The organism is Acinetobacter sp. WCHAc060033 (assembly GCF_004209125.1).
Classification (GTDB): Bacteria; Pseudomonadota; Gammaproteobacteria; order Pseudomonadales; family Moraxellaceae; genus Acinetobacter; species Acinetobacter wuhouensis.
Genome location: NZ_SGSW01000007.1, coordinates 90,554 through 105,711, shown reverse-complemented (window position 1 = coordinate 105,711; position 15,158 = coordinate 90,554). Strand labels below are relative to the sequence as shown.

At 38.0% G+C, this 15,158-nt stretch carries 14 protein-coding genes; 8 read left to right on the top strand and 6 right to left on the bottom strand.

Going from position 1 to position 15,158, the window contains the following annotated elements; genetic code table 11:
- Positions 1-11: 11 nt before the first annotated feature.
- Positions 12-1,904 (top strand): M48 family metalloprotease, encoded by a 1,893-nt coding sequence (locus EXE10_RS04595; protein ID WP_130112514.1) that lies wholly within the window; start codon positions 12-14, stop codon positions 1,902-1,904.
- 107 nt (positions 1,905-2,011) lie between these two features.
- Here the strand turns inward: EXE10_RS04595 and bioB are convergent, their stop codons facing one another.
- The gene (bioB, locus tag EXE10_RS04590; protein WP_130112513.1) at positions 2,012-3,001 is read right to left on the bottom strand and encodes a biotin synthase BioB; all 990 of its coding nucleotides are present in this window, start codon (positions 2,999-3,001) and stop codon (positions 2,012-2,014) included.
- A 302-nt stretch (positions 3,002-3,303) separates the two neighbouring features.
- Positions 3,304-4,398, bottom strand: a complete 1,095-nt coding sequence (gene queG, locus EXE10_RS04585) for a tRNA epoxyqueuosine(34) reductase QueG (protein WP_130112512.1) — start codon at positions 4,396-4,398, stop codon at positions 3,304-3,306.
- Positions 4,399-4,466: 68 nt separating this feature from the next.
- Between queG and EXE10_RS04580 the strand changes: the two genes are divergently transcribed.
- From EXE10_RS04580 to EXE10_RS04570, 3 genes are read left to right on the top strand one after another with little or no spacing between them, the layout of a single operon-like run.
- Positions 4,467-5,978: an NAD(P)H-hydrate dehydratase gene (locus EXE10_RS04580; RefSeq protein ID WP_130112511.1), complete on the top strand. Its 1,512-nt coding sequence runs from the start codon at positions 4,467-4,469 to the stop codon at positions 5,976-5,978.
- Positions 5,979-5,996: 18 nt separating this feature from the next.
- A complete protein-coding gene (locus tag EXE10_RS21420) occupies positions 5,997-6,875 on the top strand; it encodes a hypothetical protein (RefSeq protein WP_165382981.1) in 879 nt (292 codons plus the stop codon).
- Position 6,876: 1 nt separating this feature from the next.
- On the top strand, positions 6,877-7,218 hold the full coding sequence (locus EXE10_RS04570; RefSeq protein WP_130112510.1) for a hypothetical protein: 342 nt from the start codon (positions 6,877-6,879) through the stop codon (positions 7,216-7,218).
- Positions 7,219-7,241: 23 nt separating this feature from the next.
- Here the strand turns inward: EXE10_RS04570 and ruvC are convergent, their stop codons facing one another.
- Positions 7,242-7,787 carry a crossover junction endodeoxyribonuclease RuvC gene (gene ruvC, locus EXE10_RS04565; protein WP_068974509.1) on the bottom strand — a complete coding sequence of 182 codons (546 nt, stop codon included), beginning with the start codon at positions 7,785-7,787 and terminating at the stop codon, positions 7,242-7,244.
- A 122-nt stretch (positions 7,788-7,909) separates the two neighbouring features.
- Between ruvC and EXE10_RS04560 the strand changes: the two genes are divergently transcribed.
- The 3 genes from EXE10_RS04560 (at position 7,910) to EXE10_RS04550 (ending at position 9,729) form a co-directional block, all read left to right on the top strand.
- On the top strand, positions 7,910-8,233 hold the full coding sequence (locus EXE10_RS04560; RefSeq protein ID WP_130112509.1) for a hypothetical protein: 324 nt from the start codon (positions 7,910-7,912) through the stop codon (positions 8,231-8,233).
- Positions 8,234-8,364: 131 nt separating this feature from the next.
- Positions 8,365-8,946: an FxsA family protein gene (locus EXE10_RS04555; RefSeq protein ID WP_068974511.1), complete on the top strand. Its 582-nt coding sequence runs from the start codon at positions 8,365-8,367 to the stop codon at positions 8,944-8,946.
- 144 nt (positions 8,947-9,090) lie between these two features.
- Positions 9,091-9,729, top strand: coding sequence for a LysE family transporter (locus tag EXE10_RS04550; RefSeq protein ID WP_068974512.1), 639 nt, complete (start codon positions 9,091-9,093; stop codon positions 9,727-9,729).
- Here the strand turns inward: EXE10_RS04550 and EXE10_RS04545 are convergent.
- A complete protein-coding gene (locus EXE10_RS04545) occupies positions 9,716-9,904 on the bottom strand; it encodes a hypothetical protein (RefSeq protein ID WP_087554065.1) in 189 nt (62 codons plus the stop codon). The genes EXE10_RS04550 and EXE10_RS04545 overlap by 14 nt on opposite strands.
- 309 nt (positions 9,905-10,213) lie before the next feature.
- Between EXE10_RS04545 and EXE10_RS04540 the strand changes: the two genes are divergently transcribed.
- Complete coding sequence (locus EXE10_RS04540; RefSeq protein ID WP_068974514.1) at positions 10,214-10,465, top strand: hypothetical protein; 252 nt, start codon at positions 10,214-10,216, stop codon at positions 10,463-10,465.
- Positions 10,466-10,680: 215 nt separating this feature from the next.
- Here the strand turns inward: EXE10_RS04540 and EXE10_RS04535 are convergent, their stop codons facing one another.
- Positions 10,681-13,854, bottom strand: a complete 3,174-nt coding sequence (locus tag EXE10_RS04535; RefSeq protein WP_130112508.1) for an efflux RND transporter permease subunit — start codon at positions 13,852-13,854, stop codon at positions 10,681-10,683.
- A 1-nt stretch (position 13,855) separates the two neighbouring features.
- Complete coding sequence (locus EXE10_RS04530; protein WP_130112507.1) at positions 13,856-15,046, bottom strand: efflux RND transporter periplasmic adaptor subunit; 1,191 nt, start codon at positions 15,044-15,046, stop codon at positions 13,856-13,858.
- Positions 15,047-15,158: the final 112 nt, after the last annotated feature.

Genomic DNA, 15,158 nt, shown 5'->3' with positions numbered 1-15,158 from the left:
GGGAATTTACATTGAACGATGTCAGTCACTATTTATTAAAAAACAAGAATATGTTGTGGTCAGCAAGTTCATGTTTACTTGCGGTTATTTTGACTATTTTTATTTTAAATACGGTATTGGGCTTGCTCGTCCACTATATTGATCCGACTCAACTGATTTGGTGGCATGTGCTTAGTCCTTATTGTGTGGGCTTGGTCTTGATCATTATTCTATGGTCAATTTTATATGAATTTTATGTATTTCGCTCTGGTGGGCATTCCCTTGCAAAGCAGTTAAAAGCTCGTCGTTTAAGTCAAATCGAAAGCACGCCTGAAGAAAGTGTTGCATTAAAATTGGCAGATAAATTTGCTGAAACATTCGAGATTGATGCGCCGACCTTATATGTATTGCCTGATGAAGTGGGTGTAAATGCATTAACAGCGGGCTTTCATCCGCGTGATACGGTCATTATTTTGACGTGGGGAGCTTTACAAAATTTAGATGAATTAGAACTTTATGGTTTGTTGGGACATGAGTTTAATCAAATTTTATCAGGTGAAGTGCGTGAAAATACTCGGCTGAAAATTTTGTTTAGTGGGTTGATTACATTTAGCCAATTAGGCAGTAAATTCACCAAGCAAGGATTTAAGCGATACCAAACCAAAGGGAAGCAACATCGTTTTGAAACAAGTTTTGTCGCAATCGGTGGGGTAATTTGGCTGTTGGGAAGTATGGGGATTTTAATCAACCGCTTGATTAAATATTTTACTTTAGGTGGTCGAACTTTTTATAATGATTATAAAACTAAAAAATTATTGCTTAATAATGCCAATGTACAAACTTTATTAAGAATTTATGTGCATCATGCAGGTTCACAAATTCATAGTGAATATTCAGAATCTATTGCACATATGTGTTTTGCAAACTCATTGGGACCACAAAGTTGGCTAAATACACATCCAAGTATTGAAGAGCGAATCTATGAACTGAACCCGACATTGTTGCAAGATTTACAATTGGAAAATCTAAAAAAATTACGAAGCCAACCTTTATTTAGTCTATTACGCCCCTTGGATGAGTCAACGAGTGAAGTGTATAACCCATGGGTGTCACCACAACCTTTGCCATTATTGCGTTTATCTCCAATTAGTTTTGCGTTAAATGATGCGATTAAGCCCTTAAATCCAGAAGTACGCTGTCAAATTGAGCGTCCAGATTTAATTCAAAGAGCGATGCAAACGGCAACCGGTTCACGTGAGGTGATGGTCGCAATTTTGATGATCCGTCAGTATCGTGAATTCATTCCATCAAATGCAGAAGTGAGCCGCGCTATTATTGACTCTTTACTGCATTTGGATGGTCGTGTGCATATTCAAATTTTCCATGACGCATGTGAGAGTTTAGGTAATATGCCTGCGACCAGTGCACGTCAATTTGTCACTAAATTGGCGAAAATTATCCAAGAAGATGGTGAAATTGGCTTGCTAGATGCTTTGTTAATTGAGCGAGTAAAAGCAGAGTTGCATTTATTGCCGATGCATACACCATCATCACTTGAAACGGTTAAACCACAGATTGTTCGTTTGATTGATGCTCTATTGCATGTACAGCAGATTAATAGTGCCAATCAACTTGATGTTCGTTATCAAATTCTTGAGCGTGTATTGTCTAAAGATGAATTGGACTTATTCGAAGAAATTTCGGATGAACCGATTGATCTGGGTGAAATTCTGAATGATATTGCAGGATTATTATTGCGTGATCGCTTAAGTATTTTAGGGGTTGCAGAAATTTGTTTGTGGAATGATCGTATTATTACTCAAGATGAATTGGATGTGCTTGAGTTGTTGTATTGGCGTTTAGGATTTAAAACACAAGAAATCGTGGATCAGATGCAGAAGAAAAATAGTGTAATGATTGTTTGATGGGTTTGAGTGAATACAGAGGATACATGTGAGGTTTATTTACCTCATCTCTAAGTTGAAGAGAGATGAGGTGTTGTTTAAGCGAACTCAGATTTCAAAAATGGCGATCAACTTGCCATTGCATCAATTGAAAGTTCAGCAACAGTTGGTTTTGCTTTTTCAGCGGTTAAACCTAATTTATTAAAGAGTTGCTTATCGCGTCCATCGCCAGCATTTGGCGTAGTCAATAATTTCTCACCACTAAACAATGAGTTTGCCCCTGCCATAAATGCCAAAGCTTGATCAGAATCTGACAATGATTCACGACCCGCAGACAGGCGAATATAGCTTTTCGGCATAATGATTCGTGCAACAGCAATGGTACGAATCCATTCTGTTACATCAAGTTTTTCAACATCAGCCAAAGGTGTGCCTTCAATAGGTACGAGCATGTTGATTGGTACAGATTCAGGTTGTACGGCTAAAGTCGCCAACTCAAGCAATAAGCCAATACGATCATTCTGGTTTTCACCTAGACCGACAATACCGCCACTACATACTTTCATGCCTGCATTGCGTACATGATCAAGTGTATTTAAGCGATCATCATAAGTACGTGTACTGATCACATTTGGGTAATATTCACGAGAAGTATCTAAGTTATGGTTGTAATAGTCTAAACCAGCTTCGTGTAAGCGTTCTGCTTGAGATTGGTTGAGCATACCCAAGGTCATGCATGTTTCTAAGCCAAGTGCTTTAACTTCACGTACCATTTCCAAGACATAAGGCATATCACGCTCATGCGGATTACGCCATGCAGCGCCCATACAAAAACGTGATGAACCTGATTCTAGAGCTTCTTTGGCTTCACGAATTACTTTATCAACCGCGATACGTTTTTCAGCTTCAAGTTTTGAATCATAACGCGCAGATTGAGAACAATATTTACAATCTTCAGGGCATTTTCCTGTTTTGATTGAGAGTAGTGTACTGACCTGAATGGTATTGGCATCAAAATGTTGACGATGCGTTTGTTGCGCTTGAAATACCAAGTCAAGAAATGGTTGCTCGTATAAAGCTTGAATTTCTTCACGAGTCCAGTCATTGCGTACAGTCATGGTTCAAATCCGTGATAATTATGATCTATGTGTTTATCATACAGAAATCATGCCAATTCCAAAGGGCAAAAATGTCCAAATATAATGGTATCTTACGATAAAAAAGTTTAATTAAATGGAAAAGTAAAATTGTGAATATACTTGCGAAGTTGCACTATTTTATGTAAATTTACTAACAATATTTAATTTTTAAAAAGATAAACTTCAGACTCTTGGTCATTAAAACTTTAAAATTTTGAAAACTTTGTCATGAACTTGTAATTTAAGAATAAGTTATAAATGACCATTCAAAAGCTTTGAATTTATGGCTTCTTGGCTAATTGTTCTGCAATCGCCCAATCAACATGGACTTGCACAACATGATCATGCTGTGGATTATTTTGTTGCAATGCTTGGATAATTTGTGGCGAAAATGGTGCATTTCCCAGCCCAATTGCAATATTTCGCTTAAAGCTTTGGAAACCTGTACGACGTATTGGGCTGCCTTCAGTACAATCAAGAAAGGTTTGTTCATCCCATTGCCATAGATCTAATAGACTTACATCATCTAAGCCATGACGCGGATTAAAATCTTCAATCGATGCCTTTTTGGCAAAGCTATTCCAAGGGCAAATCAGCTGGCAGTCATCACAACCAAAGACTCGATTACCAATACCACGCCGTAATTCCTCTGGAATGATGCCTTTATATTCAATGGTGAGATAAGCGATACATTTTCGCGCATCGAGCATATAAGGTTCGACAATGGCTTGGGTCGGGCAGATGTCGATACATGCCGTACATGAACCACAATGATGCGTTGCAGGCTCATCAAAGGGCAGTTCCAGTGAGGTAAATAATTCACCCAATACAAAAAAAGAGCCTGATTTTTTATGAATCAATAAAGTATGTTTGCCTGTCCATCCCATGCCTGCATTTTCAGCCAAAGACTTTTCAAATACAGGTGCAGAGTCTGCAAAGGGGCGTGATTCAAACTCACCAGTCCGCTCACGAATGATCGACGCTAATGTTTTTAATCGCCCACGCATGACTTTGTGGTAGTCACGCCCACGCGCATAGCGCGCAATAATCGCTGAATTGGGTTCATCAGGTACATAGCGAGGTTTAGGTGTTTCAACCAAGTAATTCATCCGCACACAAATAATGCTTTTAGTTCCTGGTACCAATAAAGTTGGATCAGCACGCTTTTCTAAATTTTCTTCTAAAAACTTCATGTCGCCGTGATAGCCACGTTTTAAATATTCTTTAAATCGTGGTAATTCAGCTTGAGCATCTGGACGAGCAATGACACAATCAGCAAAGCCAAGTTGCAAAGCTTGTTGTTTGATCCAAGTTTTTAACTCTTGAAGATCAAGCTGTTGCAATGGAATGGATGGTGTAGTTGAAGTTGCTGACATAGTAGATGAATGCGCTATAAAATTTGAGAAAAAGGGACAGGACTATGCATAAGACAATGAATAAGATCATGCATCAACAAGTTTATCATAGCCATGACATTCAAGCATGGGAACGTCGTTGGTTTGCACAGCAAAATAGTTCATTTGGACTGATGCAACAGGTTGCATGGTCAATTGCACAGCGTTTAATTCAGCAATTTCAAAGTCATCATTCACTAGATTCAGTACGTCCAATCGATAAAATCGCAGTTTGGTGTGGCGCTGGAAATAATGCAGGGGATGGCTATTGTCTTGCAAGTTATTTAAAACAAGCGGGTTATGAGGTTGAAATTTATTCGGCGGAAGCAGGACACTCAACTGATTTAAAGTCTGCGATGCATATTGCTCAGTTAAATCAAGTGAAAATACATCAGCATTTCTATATTACACAACAGTTTGATTGCCATATCGATGCATTATTTGGCATAGGCTTAAATCGTGATTTAGATGAGTCTTGGCAAGGTATTATCCAAAAATTTAATGCTCAATCAGGTTTGAAAATTGCTATTGATATTCCAAGTGGTTTGAATGCCAATACAGGACAGCCTTTACCGATTGCCATTAAAGCAGATCAGACTTTTACAGTTTTAGGTTTAAAAGCAGGGCTATTCACGGGGCAAGGGAAAGAATATTCAGGTCAAATTGAAGTGATTTCTGCTATTCCTAAAGACCAAGAATTGAAAGCAATTGCACAACTTTCTCCAACTGAGATTGAGTTACCACAGCGTCGAGCCTTTGGTCATAAAGGTAGTTATGGACATGTCTTAGTGGTGGGCGGTCATGCCGAAATGGGTGGTGCGGTGATGATGGCAGCTGAGTCCGCCTTTAGCGCAGGTGCAGGGAAGGTCACGATTGCATGTGATGCAAAACACCATACTGCAATTTTGTCACGCTCACCAAATATTATGTTGCGTGATATTAATGCATTAAATGAATCAGACATTACTGCTCTATTGAATCATGTAGATGCTGTTTGTTTTGGTATGGGGCTTGGTCGTGATGATTGGGCCAAACAGCAATTTGAGCAGTGGTTCCATCCAATTCAAACAACATTACATGCGACTCAGCATTTGCAAATAGTTTTAGATGCCGATGCATTATGGTTTTTGGCAGAGCAACCGCTACAATTACATGCGGAAACTTATTTAACGCCGCATCCAGGTGAGGCTGCGAAGTTACTTAATTGTTCTGTAGCGGAAATAGAAAATGATCGAGTACAAGCTATTCATCAGCTTCAAGAAAAATACTCAGGTCAATGGGTGCTTAAAGGTGCAGGAAGCTTAACTCTCGAAGATCAATTGTGGATCTGTACCGCTGGTAATGCAGGCATGGGAACAGGTGGAATGGGTGATGTATTGGCAGGGATGATCGCTAGTCTAAAAGCTCAGTTTTCTGATGAAATTCACCTACATGAAATTGTAACTTTACATGCGCTTGCAGGAGATTATTTGGCGCAAAAAGGTATGCGAGGTTTACAAGCACATCATATGAATGAGGCAGTTTATCAAGTTGTAAATTATGTTAAAATCCAAAATGAATGATAAGAATAATGCTTATTTATGATAAATAAAATTTTACTGGTATTAATTTTGATCAGTGCTATTAGCCCATCAGCAATAGCACAACCAATTTCAACTCAAATCGAGAAGAAAAATAATGTCATTGTATTGAAAGATTTAGATTTTAAAACGGTGATGATGGCGTTTTATCAGAAAGATATTCAATACGTCAAAATTCCTGAACTTGAGCATGAGAAAGTTCAATATGTTGGGATTAAAAATGCCAGTGAAGTAGGGATAGATGAAAATGATGATGCTGTCATCGTTTTTAGTCCAGCTAAAACTTTTCAAAATGTACAAAATGAAGCTCGTTATTTGATCTCTACGACAGAAATATTAATTGATAAAGAAGATGCTCGACTTAAATTTTGTGGAGTATGTGCAACATTTACACAGTTTTATCTTTTTAGAAAAAATGAAAATGGAAAATTTGAATTAATCAGTCGAAGCCTAGATGAAAATGGTTGGTTTAAAGGTGATTTTAATTTTCAACCATATCCTGTTGAAGACATCATTAAAAATATTCGCAAGGTAGGACCTGAAATTAAAGGTTATGTTGAAGAACAAGAATATAGTCGACAAGGCTATTCTCATACAAAATTATTTATTACTCCGTTTGATGAAAATCCGAAGATGAATAAATTTGAAGTTGCCGAAATTAGTAATGACAATGAAGTGACAGGCAGCGACAAAATATATAATACCCAAGGTGATTATCGTTTTTTAGACACCGAACATGATGGTTTATATGATATTGAAATCCATTATTCAGGAACTCAACAAATTTATCAGGATGATATTGCTAAAATTGTTCCTATTCATGCAACGCATGTGTACCATTACAATGAAGCGCAGCAAAAGTATATTCGAGTAAAATAGAATGTTAGAAAAATATCTAGTGGTTGGAATTGTCTTTGCCGCATGTGTGCTGATGATTATTTATACGCAGATCGGTAGTGATAAGAAAGAAGGTAAAAATTTAAGTTTTAAAGAAAAACTGCAAAAAGAATTTTCTAACTTTAAAGTGGTTGAACGTAACCAAAATTTCATCATTTGTCGTGAAATTGCTAATCAACGTATTCCAGAAGAATTGGTATTGATTCGTATTGATCCTGAACAGAAGAAAAATTTACGAACTTCTGGAAAAATGCTCATTGCAACCTATTCAAAGCAACCGAGCATTCGTGAAGTGAAAAAAGACAGTGCAGCTTATTTAGTTTAGGCATTTCAGATGTATTGCTAAAACTAACGTCTACGACTGCTATTACGGCTACGACCACGTGCCATCCCACCTAAAGCATTTAATACAGCAAGTTTACTCATACTGCCCGAAGCATGTGCATGACAAATGGCAGCGGCAAGTGCGTCAGCTGCATCTTGTTGTGGTTTAATTGAAAGATTCAGTAATTTCATGACCATCATTTGCACTTGTTCTTTGTCCGCAGCGCCGTAACCTACAACGGATTGTTTGATTTGACGGGCTGTATATTCAGCCACCTGTAGATCTAAATTGACCAAAGCCGCAATCGCAGCACCACGTGCCTGCCCGAGTTTTAATGCAGAATCGGGATTTTGCGCCATAAACACTTGTTCTACAGCAGCTTCTGTTGGTCCATGAAATTTAACAATACGATCTACACCTGCAAATATACGCTTTAAACGTTCAGGCATTTCAGTGGTTTCAGTGCGAATTGTTCCAGCATCAACAAATGTGAGTTTTTGACCATCTTTTTCAATGATGCCATAACCAGTTAAGCGTGAACCTGGGTCAATTCCAATAATTAAAGGCATAATACTGCTTATCGTAAATATTGAATCAATTATATGATTCCAAAAATAAAATGTAAGTAGAAATTTATAGGCATTGTATAATCGCCGTGCAAAGTATTGGGATTCAAATGATTTAGGCTGAGATGAATATTAAAAATAAAGAAGTGTATTGGATTCATCGAATGATTGCTTTGATCTATAGCTTAGGTTTGATTTTTCTAGGTTTTGGCATATTGAGTAAGTTCGATCTTGATGCTTTGTTGGTCTTTTTAGTCTTACTGGTTTTATTCGGTTGGATGATGTATTTACATTTCGTTGCTTCAAATGAATCTGCACAAGGTTCGACGCGAGGACGAAATATATCCAAATTTATTGCAGTAATCCTATTATTTTTATTTCCAATCGGTACCGTGACGGCATTGTATTTGTTCTATAAAACCACTGAAAACGAATGGCAAAAGCAATAAAAAGCGGAAAAACTAAAATAAGCCCTTTAAAAGTTTTGAAATGCCCATATAAAAGATAAAGCAATGAAATTTATATTTTTCATATAATTTTCATACTAAATTTTATTTAATCTTTGAGATGCATTGTTTCGATGAAACTTTTTCCTATTATTTTGATTGGTACTATTCTTGAAATCGCTGTTTGGATTGGGGTTGCTCAATTTACCAGTGGTTGGTACGTTTTCTTTTGGTTCTTGATTGCATTTTTCATTGGTTTAAATTTATTGCGTTCAAGTACAGCAACCATTATGCCGCAATTGCAACAAATGCAAATGACAGGAATGATGGGGAATGATCCTACGATTGCCAAAAAAATGGCAACAGCTTTTGCAGGCATTCTTTTAATGATTCCAGGTTTAATTACCGATGTATTGGCATTGTTAATGTTACTTCCACCTGTGCAAAACATGATTAAAAAAGCAGGCATGAGCTTCATGGCGAAGAAACAGCAAGCCATGATGAACAATATGATGGGTGGCATGGGCAATATGGGTGACATGGGCGGTGCTCAAGGTCAAAACCCATTTGCAGATTTAATGCGTCAAATGCAAGATATGCAAAATCAACAGTCAGGCAATCCTAACAATCGTGGGTCAACCATTATTGATGGAGAGGCGCATGAAGTTGAACCAGAACATAAGCAAATTGAATTTAAAGATGTCAATAAAAAATAATATTTGTCGTAATTTTAAAGCTGAATCTCATGATTCAGCTTTTTTTTTGCATTTTTTTATGTTTAAAACACTGTGAATTCTCACTATTGATTTGATCAAACAGTATAATATTGCGTTGATGATTTAAGATTATTCGTATTTATTATGTCAATGTTACTGACCATTTGCGCATTACACTTTATTGCTCAACTCAGTCCAGGCCCAGATGTACTACTTGTTGCGAAAAGTGCTGCGTCGACCTCACGTGCCAATACATTAAAAATTATTTTAGGCATTTCTGTCGGTGTTGTGGTGTGGGTTGCGTTAACGCTATTGGGTTTTACCGTATTACTTGAACAATGGCCATGGATTCAGCAAGTTCTGATGCTTATTGGTGGATTCTTTTTAGCAAAAATGGGCTACGGCATGTTGAAAGGCGGAATTGCATCATTAAAACAAAGTACAAATCTTGATGGTCAGATTGAAGAAAAGCCCAAAAATTATTTCTTATTGGGCTTATATACCAACTTAGCCAATCCCAAAATTGTGATTTATTTCAGTAGTGTATTTTCATTGGCTTTGAGTTCGACAGCAGGAATGAACCTTAAACCACAGTTGGCTGTGATTATTCCGATTCAAACTTTTTTCGTTTTTAGTTTATTGATGCTGATTATGTCAATCCCAAAGATCAAGGCAATTTACCAAAAATCAGGAAGTTATATTGATATTTTGTCAGGAAGTTTTTTTCTACTATTCGCAATTTTCTTATGGGTAGATGTGTTGAAAATGTTTAATCTGGCTTAGTATTTTGATTGTTTTCAGCGTTTGAGCTTGGAACTAAAGCTTGCTTTTCAGCGTCTTGAAGTTGATTGTTATAACGATGCGGGTCTAGAGTCTTGATATTATTTTCAGATTGAGAATATTTTGAGCTACGATTCGCACGTTCTCTCAGACCACCTTTTTTTATCAGTTGAACCACAATAAACCCCCAAGCTTGCCAATATATTGAATAATTATATCGTGAAAAAGTGATATTTGTTTCTATTTATTTCTGGTTTAAATTTTATATGTAGAACCTTGATTTACAAGGAAATTAGTGATTCATTGATGCTTGTAGTATTGTTAAGTTTATGAAGTTATTGAAAAATGAATTGAAACAAATAAGACTTGTCAAAATAAAGTAATCATGTACACTAAATTATGAAGTAAAAAATTACATTTGGTTAATGGATATAATCTTATTGTAATAAATAAAAACAATAATAGCGCACAAAAAGGAGATATAACGATGATTCTACAATATCACTGCGCATGCTGTAATGAAGCTGTTAGTTCGACTGAAAAAGTTTGTCCTAAATGTGGTTCTCAACATATCAAAAGCCCATACGGTTTATGGATTTTTTGCCTAGTTGCATGTTTTTTTACTGCGGTGACATTTAAAGTTGGGCATATTTATATTCAAAATCATAATATTGAAACCCCAACACAAGTCTCAATTTTTGATGTATTACAACAAGATTCAAAGTCTGGTACACATTAGTTTTCGTTGTTTATAATAATATTTAAGAGCATGATGATTACTATATGCAAAATATTAAAACAAGTAGATTGAAACTTTGGGGATGAGATTTTATTTATCATTAGAGTGAAAGAGGAGGACATATTTTTGAATCAAGCATTTTTATATCTTCACCTTACAAAAAAACTCGCCTAAGCGAGTTTTTTAATTTCTTGGGGTTCATTCTAAGTCAAGTTCTAATCTGTTGATGACTGTAATTTGGGTTTGGTTTTTCTAAAACCATGAATTTTATTATTAATGTCATCAATAAATGTATAGACAACTGGAATGACCAAAAGTGATAAGAACGTACTGGTGATCAAACCACCAATCACAGAAATCGCCATAGGTGCTCTAAAGCTCGGGTCAGTTCCAATTCCTAAAGCAATCGGTAACATACCTGCACCCATTGCCAGTGTTGTCATAATAATAGGACGTGCTCGTTTATGACAGGCATCGAGTAGGGCATTGAAACGTGAATATTGGCGTTCGTTTCTGGCGAGAATTGCATAATCGACAAGGAGAATGGAGTTTTTACTGGCGATTCCCATCAACATAATTAAACCAATGAGGCTCGGCATTGAAAAACTACTTTTAGCTAATAGAAGGAGTACGAAAGCACCGCCGAGTGACAAGGGTAATGCAACTAAGATAGTGATGGGTTGTAAAAAGTCTTTAAATAATAATACCAAGACTACATAGATACATAGTACGCCTGTGAGCATGGCTAAACCGAAGCTGGCAAATAATTCTGCCATAACTTCTGCATCACCTATATCTGTTCTTTTTACTGTAGGTGGTAAATTTTTCATGGTTGGAAGCTGATCAACAGCAGCAGCAATATCACCCAAAGGCTGATTATTTAACTCAATGCTGAAATTAATATTACGTAGTCGGTTAAAGCGATCAATTTGTGAGGGACCACTTTCAATTTCGACTTGCGCAATAGTCCCTAGCATTACGGGGCCTTTAGTACCATTGATCATCAAGCGCTTAATCAAATCTTGATCTTGGCGTGCAGCTAAAGGAAGTTTAATCACAATCGGAATTTGACGTTGAGAAAGGTTGAGTTTCGCAAGATTTTGATCAAAATCACCAGCTGTCGCAACACGAACAGTCTCCGCAATATTTTGAGTGGTTACGCCAAGATCCGCAGCTTTAGCAAAGTCTGGACGAATCACTAATTCAGGACGAATTAGCGCAGCACTCGATGTAATACTCCCAATATTGGGGATTGTACGAATTTCACGTTCAAGTTGACGTGCTGTCGCGATGAGCGTATCAGAATCATCACCAGACAGTGAAATTTGAAATTGACTATTATTACCCGCAATGCCTACCTCTATACGTCCACCAGGGAGTACAACGAGGTGTTCACGTAAATCATTTTCAATTTCTTGTAAGCTTACTGAACGGTCAGAACGGTCTGTAAGTTGGATCGTTAGCGTTGCTTTTCGTGGTTCACTGGATGCTCCACCAGCAAAAGGATCTGTACCCGCTGAACCACCACCAATAGTGGTGTATATGCTTTTAACTTCGCTATTTGCTTTAATTAAACTACGTGCATATTCTGCAGCTTTCAGTGTATCTGCAAACTGTGATCCTGGTGGAAGCTCCACACGAACTTGAGTTTGTCCAGTATCAGGAGGTGGAACAAAGCCTGTTGGCAAAAGTGGAATAAGTAAGATAGAACCAATAAAGAATAAAATAGCGCCAGATAATGTGATCCATCGATGATGAATACACCATGTCACCATACTCATATAGGTACGCATGACACGCCCATCTTTGCTTCGATCTTGAGCTAATTCCTTTTCACCTTGATCAGTTGAAACTATATGTTCTTGTTCATTTTGTGGTGTTTGTTCAATCGTGTCTGTTTCCCCGTGAGGTTTAATCCACGGTTTGAGAAAGTAAGCAGACATCATCGGTGTGAGTAATCGTGCAACTAAGAGTGAAGCAAAAATTGCTAAAGCCGCAGTCCAACCAAATTGGACAAAAAACTTCCCCGCAATTCCACTCATAAATGCGGTGGGTAAGAAAACTGCAATGAGTGTAAATGTCGTTGCAATCACGGCTAAACCGATTTCATCGGCAGCTTCCATCGCAGCTTCATAGGGCGTTTTCCCCATCCGCAAATGCCGTATGATATTTTCAATTTCAACAATGGCATCATCAACCAGTATCCCTACGACCAGTGACATCGCGAGCAGGGTAACTGTGTTTAATGTAAAGCCAAGATAATACATTCCAATCAAAGCAGGTAAGATTGAAAGTGGAAGCGCTGTAGCTGCAATGATTGTGGCTCTCCAATCTCTTAAAAATAACCAAACCACTAAAATCGCAAGAATCGCACCTTCATATAGTAACGACATTGAGCCTTTATAGTTATCGCTAACTGGATTTACAAAGTTAAATGCTTCCGTAATTTGGATATCTGGATAGGTGGCTTTAAGTTTATCTAAGGCTTCTTTGACGCCTATTTCGACGTCTACCTCACTTTCACCTTTGCTTCGGGTGATTTCAAATCCAATCACCGGATGACCATTCAACAGCGCAACAGATCTCCGCTCCGCAAGTCCATCTCGTACAGTCGCAACTTGATCCAAACGGACATGTTGCCCACTACTGAGCGGAATTTCCATTGCCGCGATTTCAGCCGCTGTTTTTACAGTCGCAATGGTACGAATGGATTGCTCACTTCCGCCGATCTTGGTTTGTCCACCAGAAGCTTCTTGTTGTACTAGGCGCAGTTGGCGGGTGACATCAGTCGCTGTTGCATTTAAAGCCAGTAATTTTTCAGGGTCAAGTTCAACATCAACTTGCCGTGTGACACCGCCAACACGTGAAACAGCACCTACACCTTTAACTTTGAGCATGGTTCGAGCCACATCGTAGTCTACAAACCAAGACAGTGCCTCTTCATCCATTCGAGGAGATTGAATGGTATAGGTTAAAATGGGTGAACCTGAAAGATTGATTTTACTGACAATCGGATCACGAAGATCGGCGGGTAAATCAGAGCGGACTTGAGAAACAGCATTACGAACATCATCTACGGCTTCTTGTAGCGGCTTTTCCAGTTGAAATTCAGCAGTAATCGTAACCACACCATCTTTGATACTGGCGTATTGATTTTTTAAGCCTTGAATCGTGGCGATTGAATTCTCAATTTTACGCGCAACTTCGGTTTCCAGCTGTGGTGGAGCTGCACCTGGTAGGGCTGCACTCACTGTGACCATTGGCAATTCAATGTCTGGAAAATGTTGGACTTTCATCCACTTAAAACAAAGTAATCCTGCCAAACCCAGCATGATAAATAATAAAATCGATGGTATTGGATTGCGAATAGACCATGCGGAGAAATTCATCCTATTTCTCCTGTGTCGTCACAAGTTGTTTACTGAGTGGGGTATCAGGAATATTTTGCCCAATTTTCACCAAATCCCCATCGGCTAAGAACCCCGTACCTGTAGCGACTAATTTGACATTTTCTGCTACATCTAAAATTTCAACGCGATCATTTAAGCGTCTACCAAGGGTTACTTTCTGTTGAGTAACACGATGATCTTTACCGATTATAAACACATAAGAAAAACCATCACGAAGCAACACTGCTGTTTGTGGAACGGTGATCGCAGACTTTTCTCCAAGATCAAATTCACCTTTCACGAACATCCCCATACGAACTGCATCTGTATTTGGAATATCCACATAGACCAGACCATAACGTGTTTGAGGATCAATCACAGGTGCAATCATTCTGACTGTTCCTGTGACTTTTGGACGGTTTGGGTCAGGTGAAGTAATTTGAACTGTATTGCCTTGTTTTAATTTATAGAGATCAGTCGCTGTGACTTCTGCACGCCATTCCAAGCGGTCGTCACGAATCATACGAAACATTTCTTGCCCAGTTTGTGCCAAAGAGCCGACTGTTGCAGCACGTGCTGAAATCACACCGTTGTCTGGGGCAATTACTTGCGTCTGAGATAAGCGTATTTGATTACTATCGATTTGCGCTTTAGCCGCATCTAATTTGGCTTGTGCTGTACTTTGTGAGGTTAGGTATTTAGTCGCTTCTTGTTGAGAAATTGCACCTGTGTTTTTAAGTTGTTGAATTCTTTGATTGTTAATGCTTGCATCGGCAAGAACTGCTTTGGCTTCTGCATAATTGGCTTTCGCTGTGGCTAAATCTGCACGAATACTTTCATTATTGATCTCTGCTAAAACTTGACCACGTTTGACAGTATCGCCAATATTGACATTGACTTTGGTAATGCGTTGTCCTGAAAGTTCACTTCCGATTACGACTTCTTGCCACGCTGCAATATTGCCATTGGCAGTTAAACTCTGTTGCCAGTTTTGTATTTCAGGCTGAGTGACTGTCACAGTGAGAGCAGGTTTTGCTGTTTCTGTGGCTGTAGTATTCTGCGTATCAGACGCTTTTTTATTAGAAAATTTATAAGCAATTAAAGCAATAATAAAAGCTAAAATGATCACAATAAGAGCGATCCATACTTTTGAACTTATGCTTTTTTTCTGCAAAGGATCATGCAAAGTCATTTTTAACTTTTAAATAAACCAAGATAGCTCAGTATGTCTAAGTGATGAATCATTGGTCAAGAGGATATTACTTAAGTTTTAAGGAATAAAGTTTGAGCGTAGGGTGAAAGAA

What these genes read in the sequence shown, in the direction of transcription:
- EXE10_RS04540 (WP_068974514.1), top strand. Translation starts at nt 10,214, where the DNA reads ATGATTCTACAATATCACTGCGCATGCTGTAATGAAGCTGTTAGTTCG.
- EXE10_RS04580 (WP_130112511.1), top strand. Translation starts at nt 4,467, where the DNA reads ATGCATCAACAAGTTTATCATAGCCATGACATTCAAGCATGGGAACGT.
- EXE10_RS21420 (WP_165382981.1), top strand. Translation starts at nt 5,997, where the DNA reads ATGATAAATAAAATTTTACTGGTATTAATTTTGATCAGTGCTATTAGC.
- queG (WP_130112512.1), bottom strand. Translation starts at nt 4,398, where the DNA reads ATGTCAGCAACTTCAACTACACCATCCATTCCATTGCAACAGCTTGAT.
- bioB (WP_130112513.1), bottom strand. Translation starts at nt 3,001, where the DNA reads ATGACTGTACGCAATGACTGGACTCGTGAAGAAATTCAAGCTTTATAC.
- ruvC (WP_068974509.1), bottom strand. Translation starts at nt 7,787, where the DNA reads ATGCCTTTAATTATTGGAATTGACCCAGGTTCACGCTTAACTGGTTAT.
- EXE10_RS04570 (WP_130112510.1), top strand. Translation starts at nt 6,877, where the DNA reads ATGTTAGAAAAATATCTAGTGGTTGGAATTGTCTTTGCCGCATGTGTG.
- EXE10_RS04560 (WP_130112509.1), top strand. Translation starts at nt 7,910, where the DNA reads ATGAATATTAAAAATAAAGAAGTGTATTGGATTCATCGAATGATTGCT.
- EXE10_RS04550 (WP_068974512.1), top strand. Translation starts at nt 9,091, where the DNA reads ATGTCAATGTTACTGACCATTTGCGCATTACACTTTATTGCTCAACTC.
- EXE10_RS04555 (WP_068974511.1), top strand. Translation starts at nt 8,365, where the DNA reads ATGAAACTTTTTCCTATTATTTTGATTGGTACTATTCTTGAAATCGCT.
- EXE10_RS04535 (WP_130112508.1), bottom strand. Translation starts at nt 13,854, where the DNA reads ATGAATTTCTCCGCATGGTCTATTCGCAATCCAATACCATCGATTTTA.
- EXE10_RS04530 (WP_130112507.1), bottom strand. Translation starts at nt 15,046, where the DNA reads ATGACTTTGCATGATCCTTTGCAGAAAAAAAGCATAAGTTCAAAAGTA.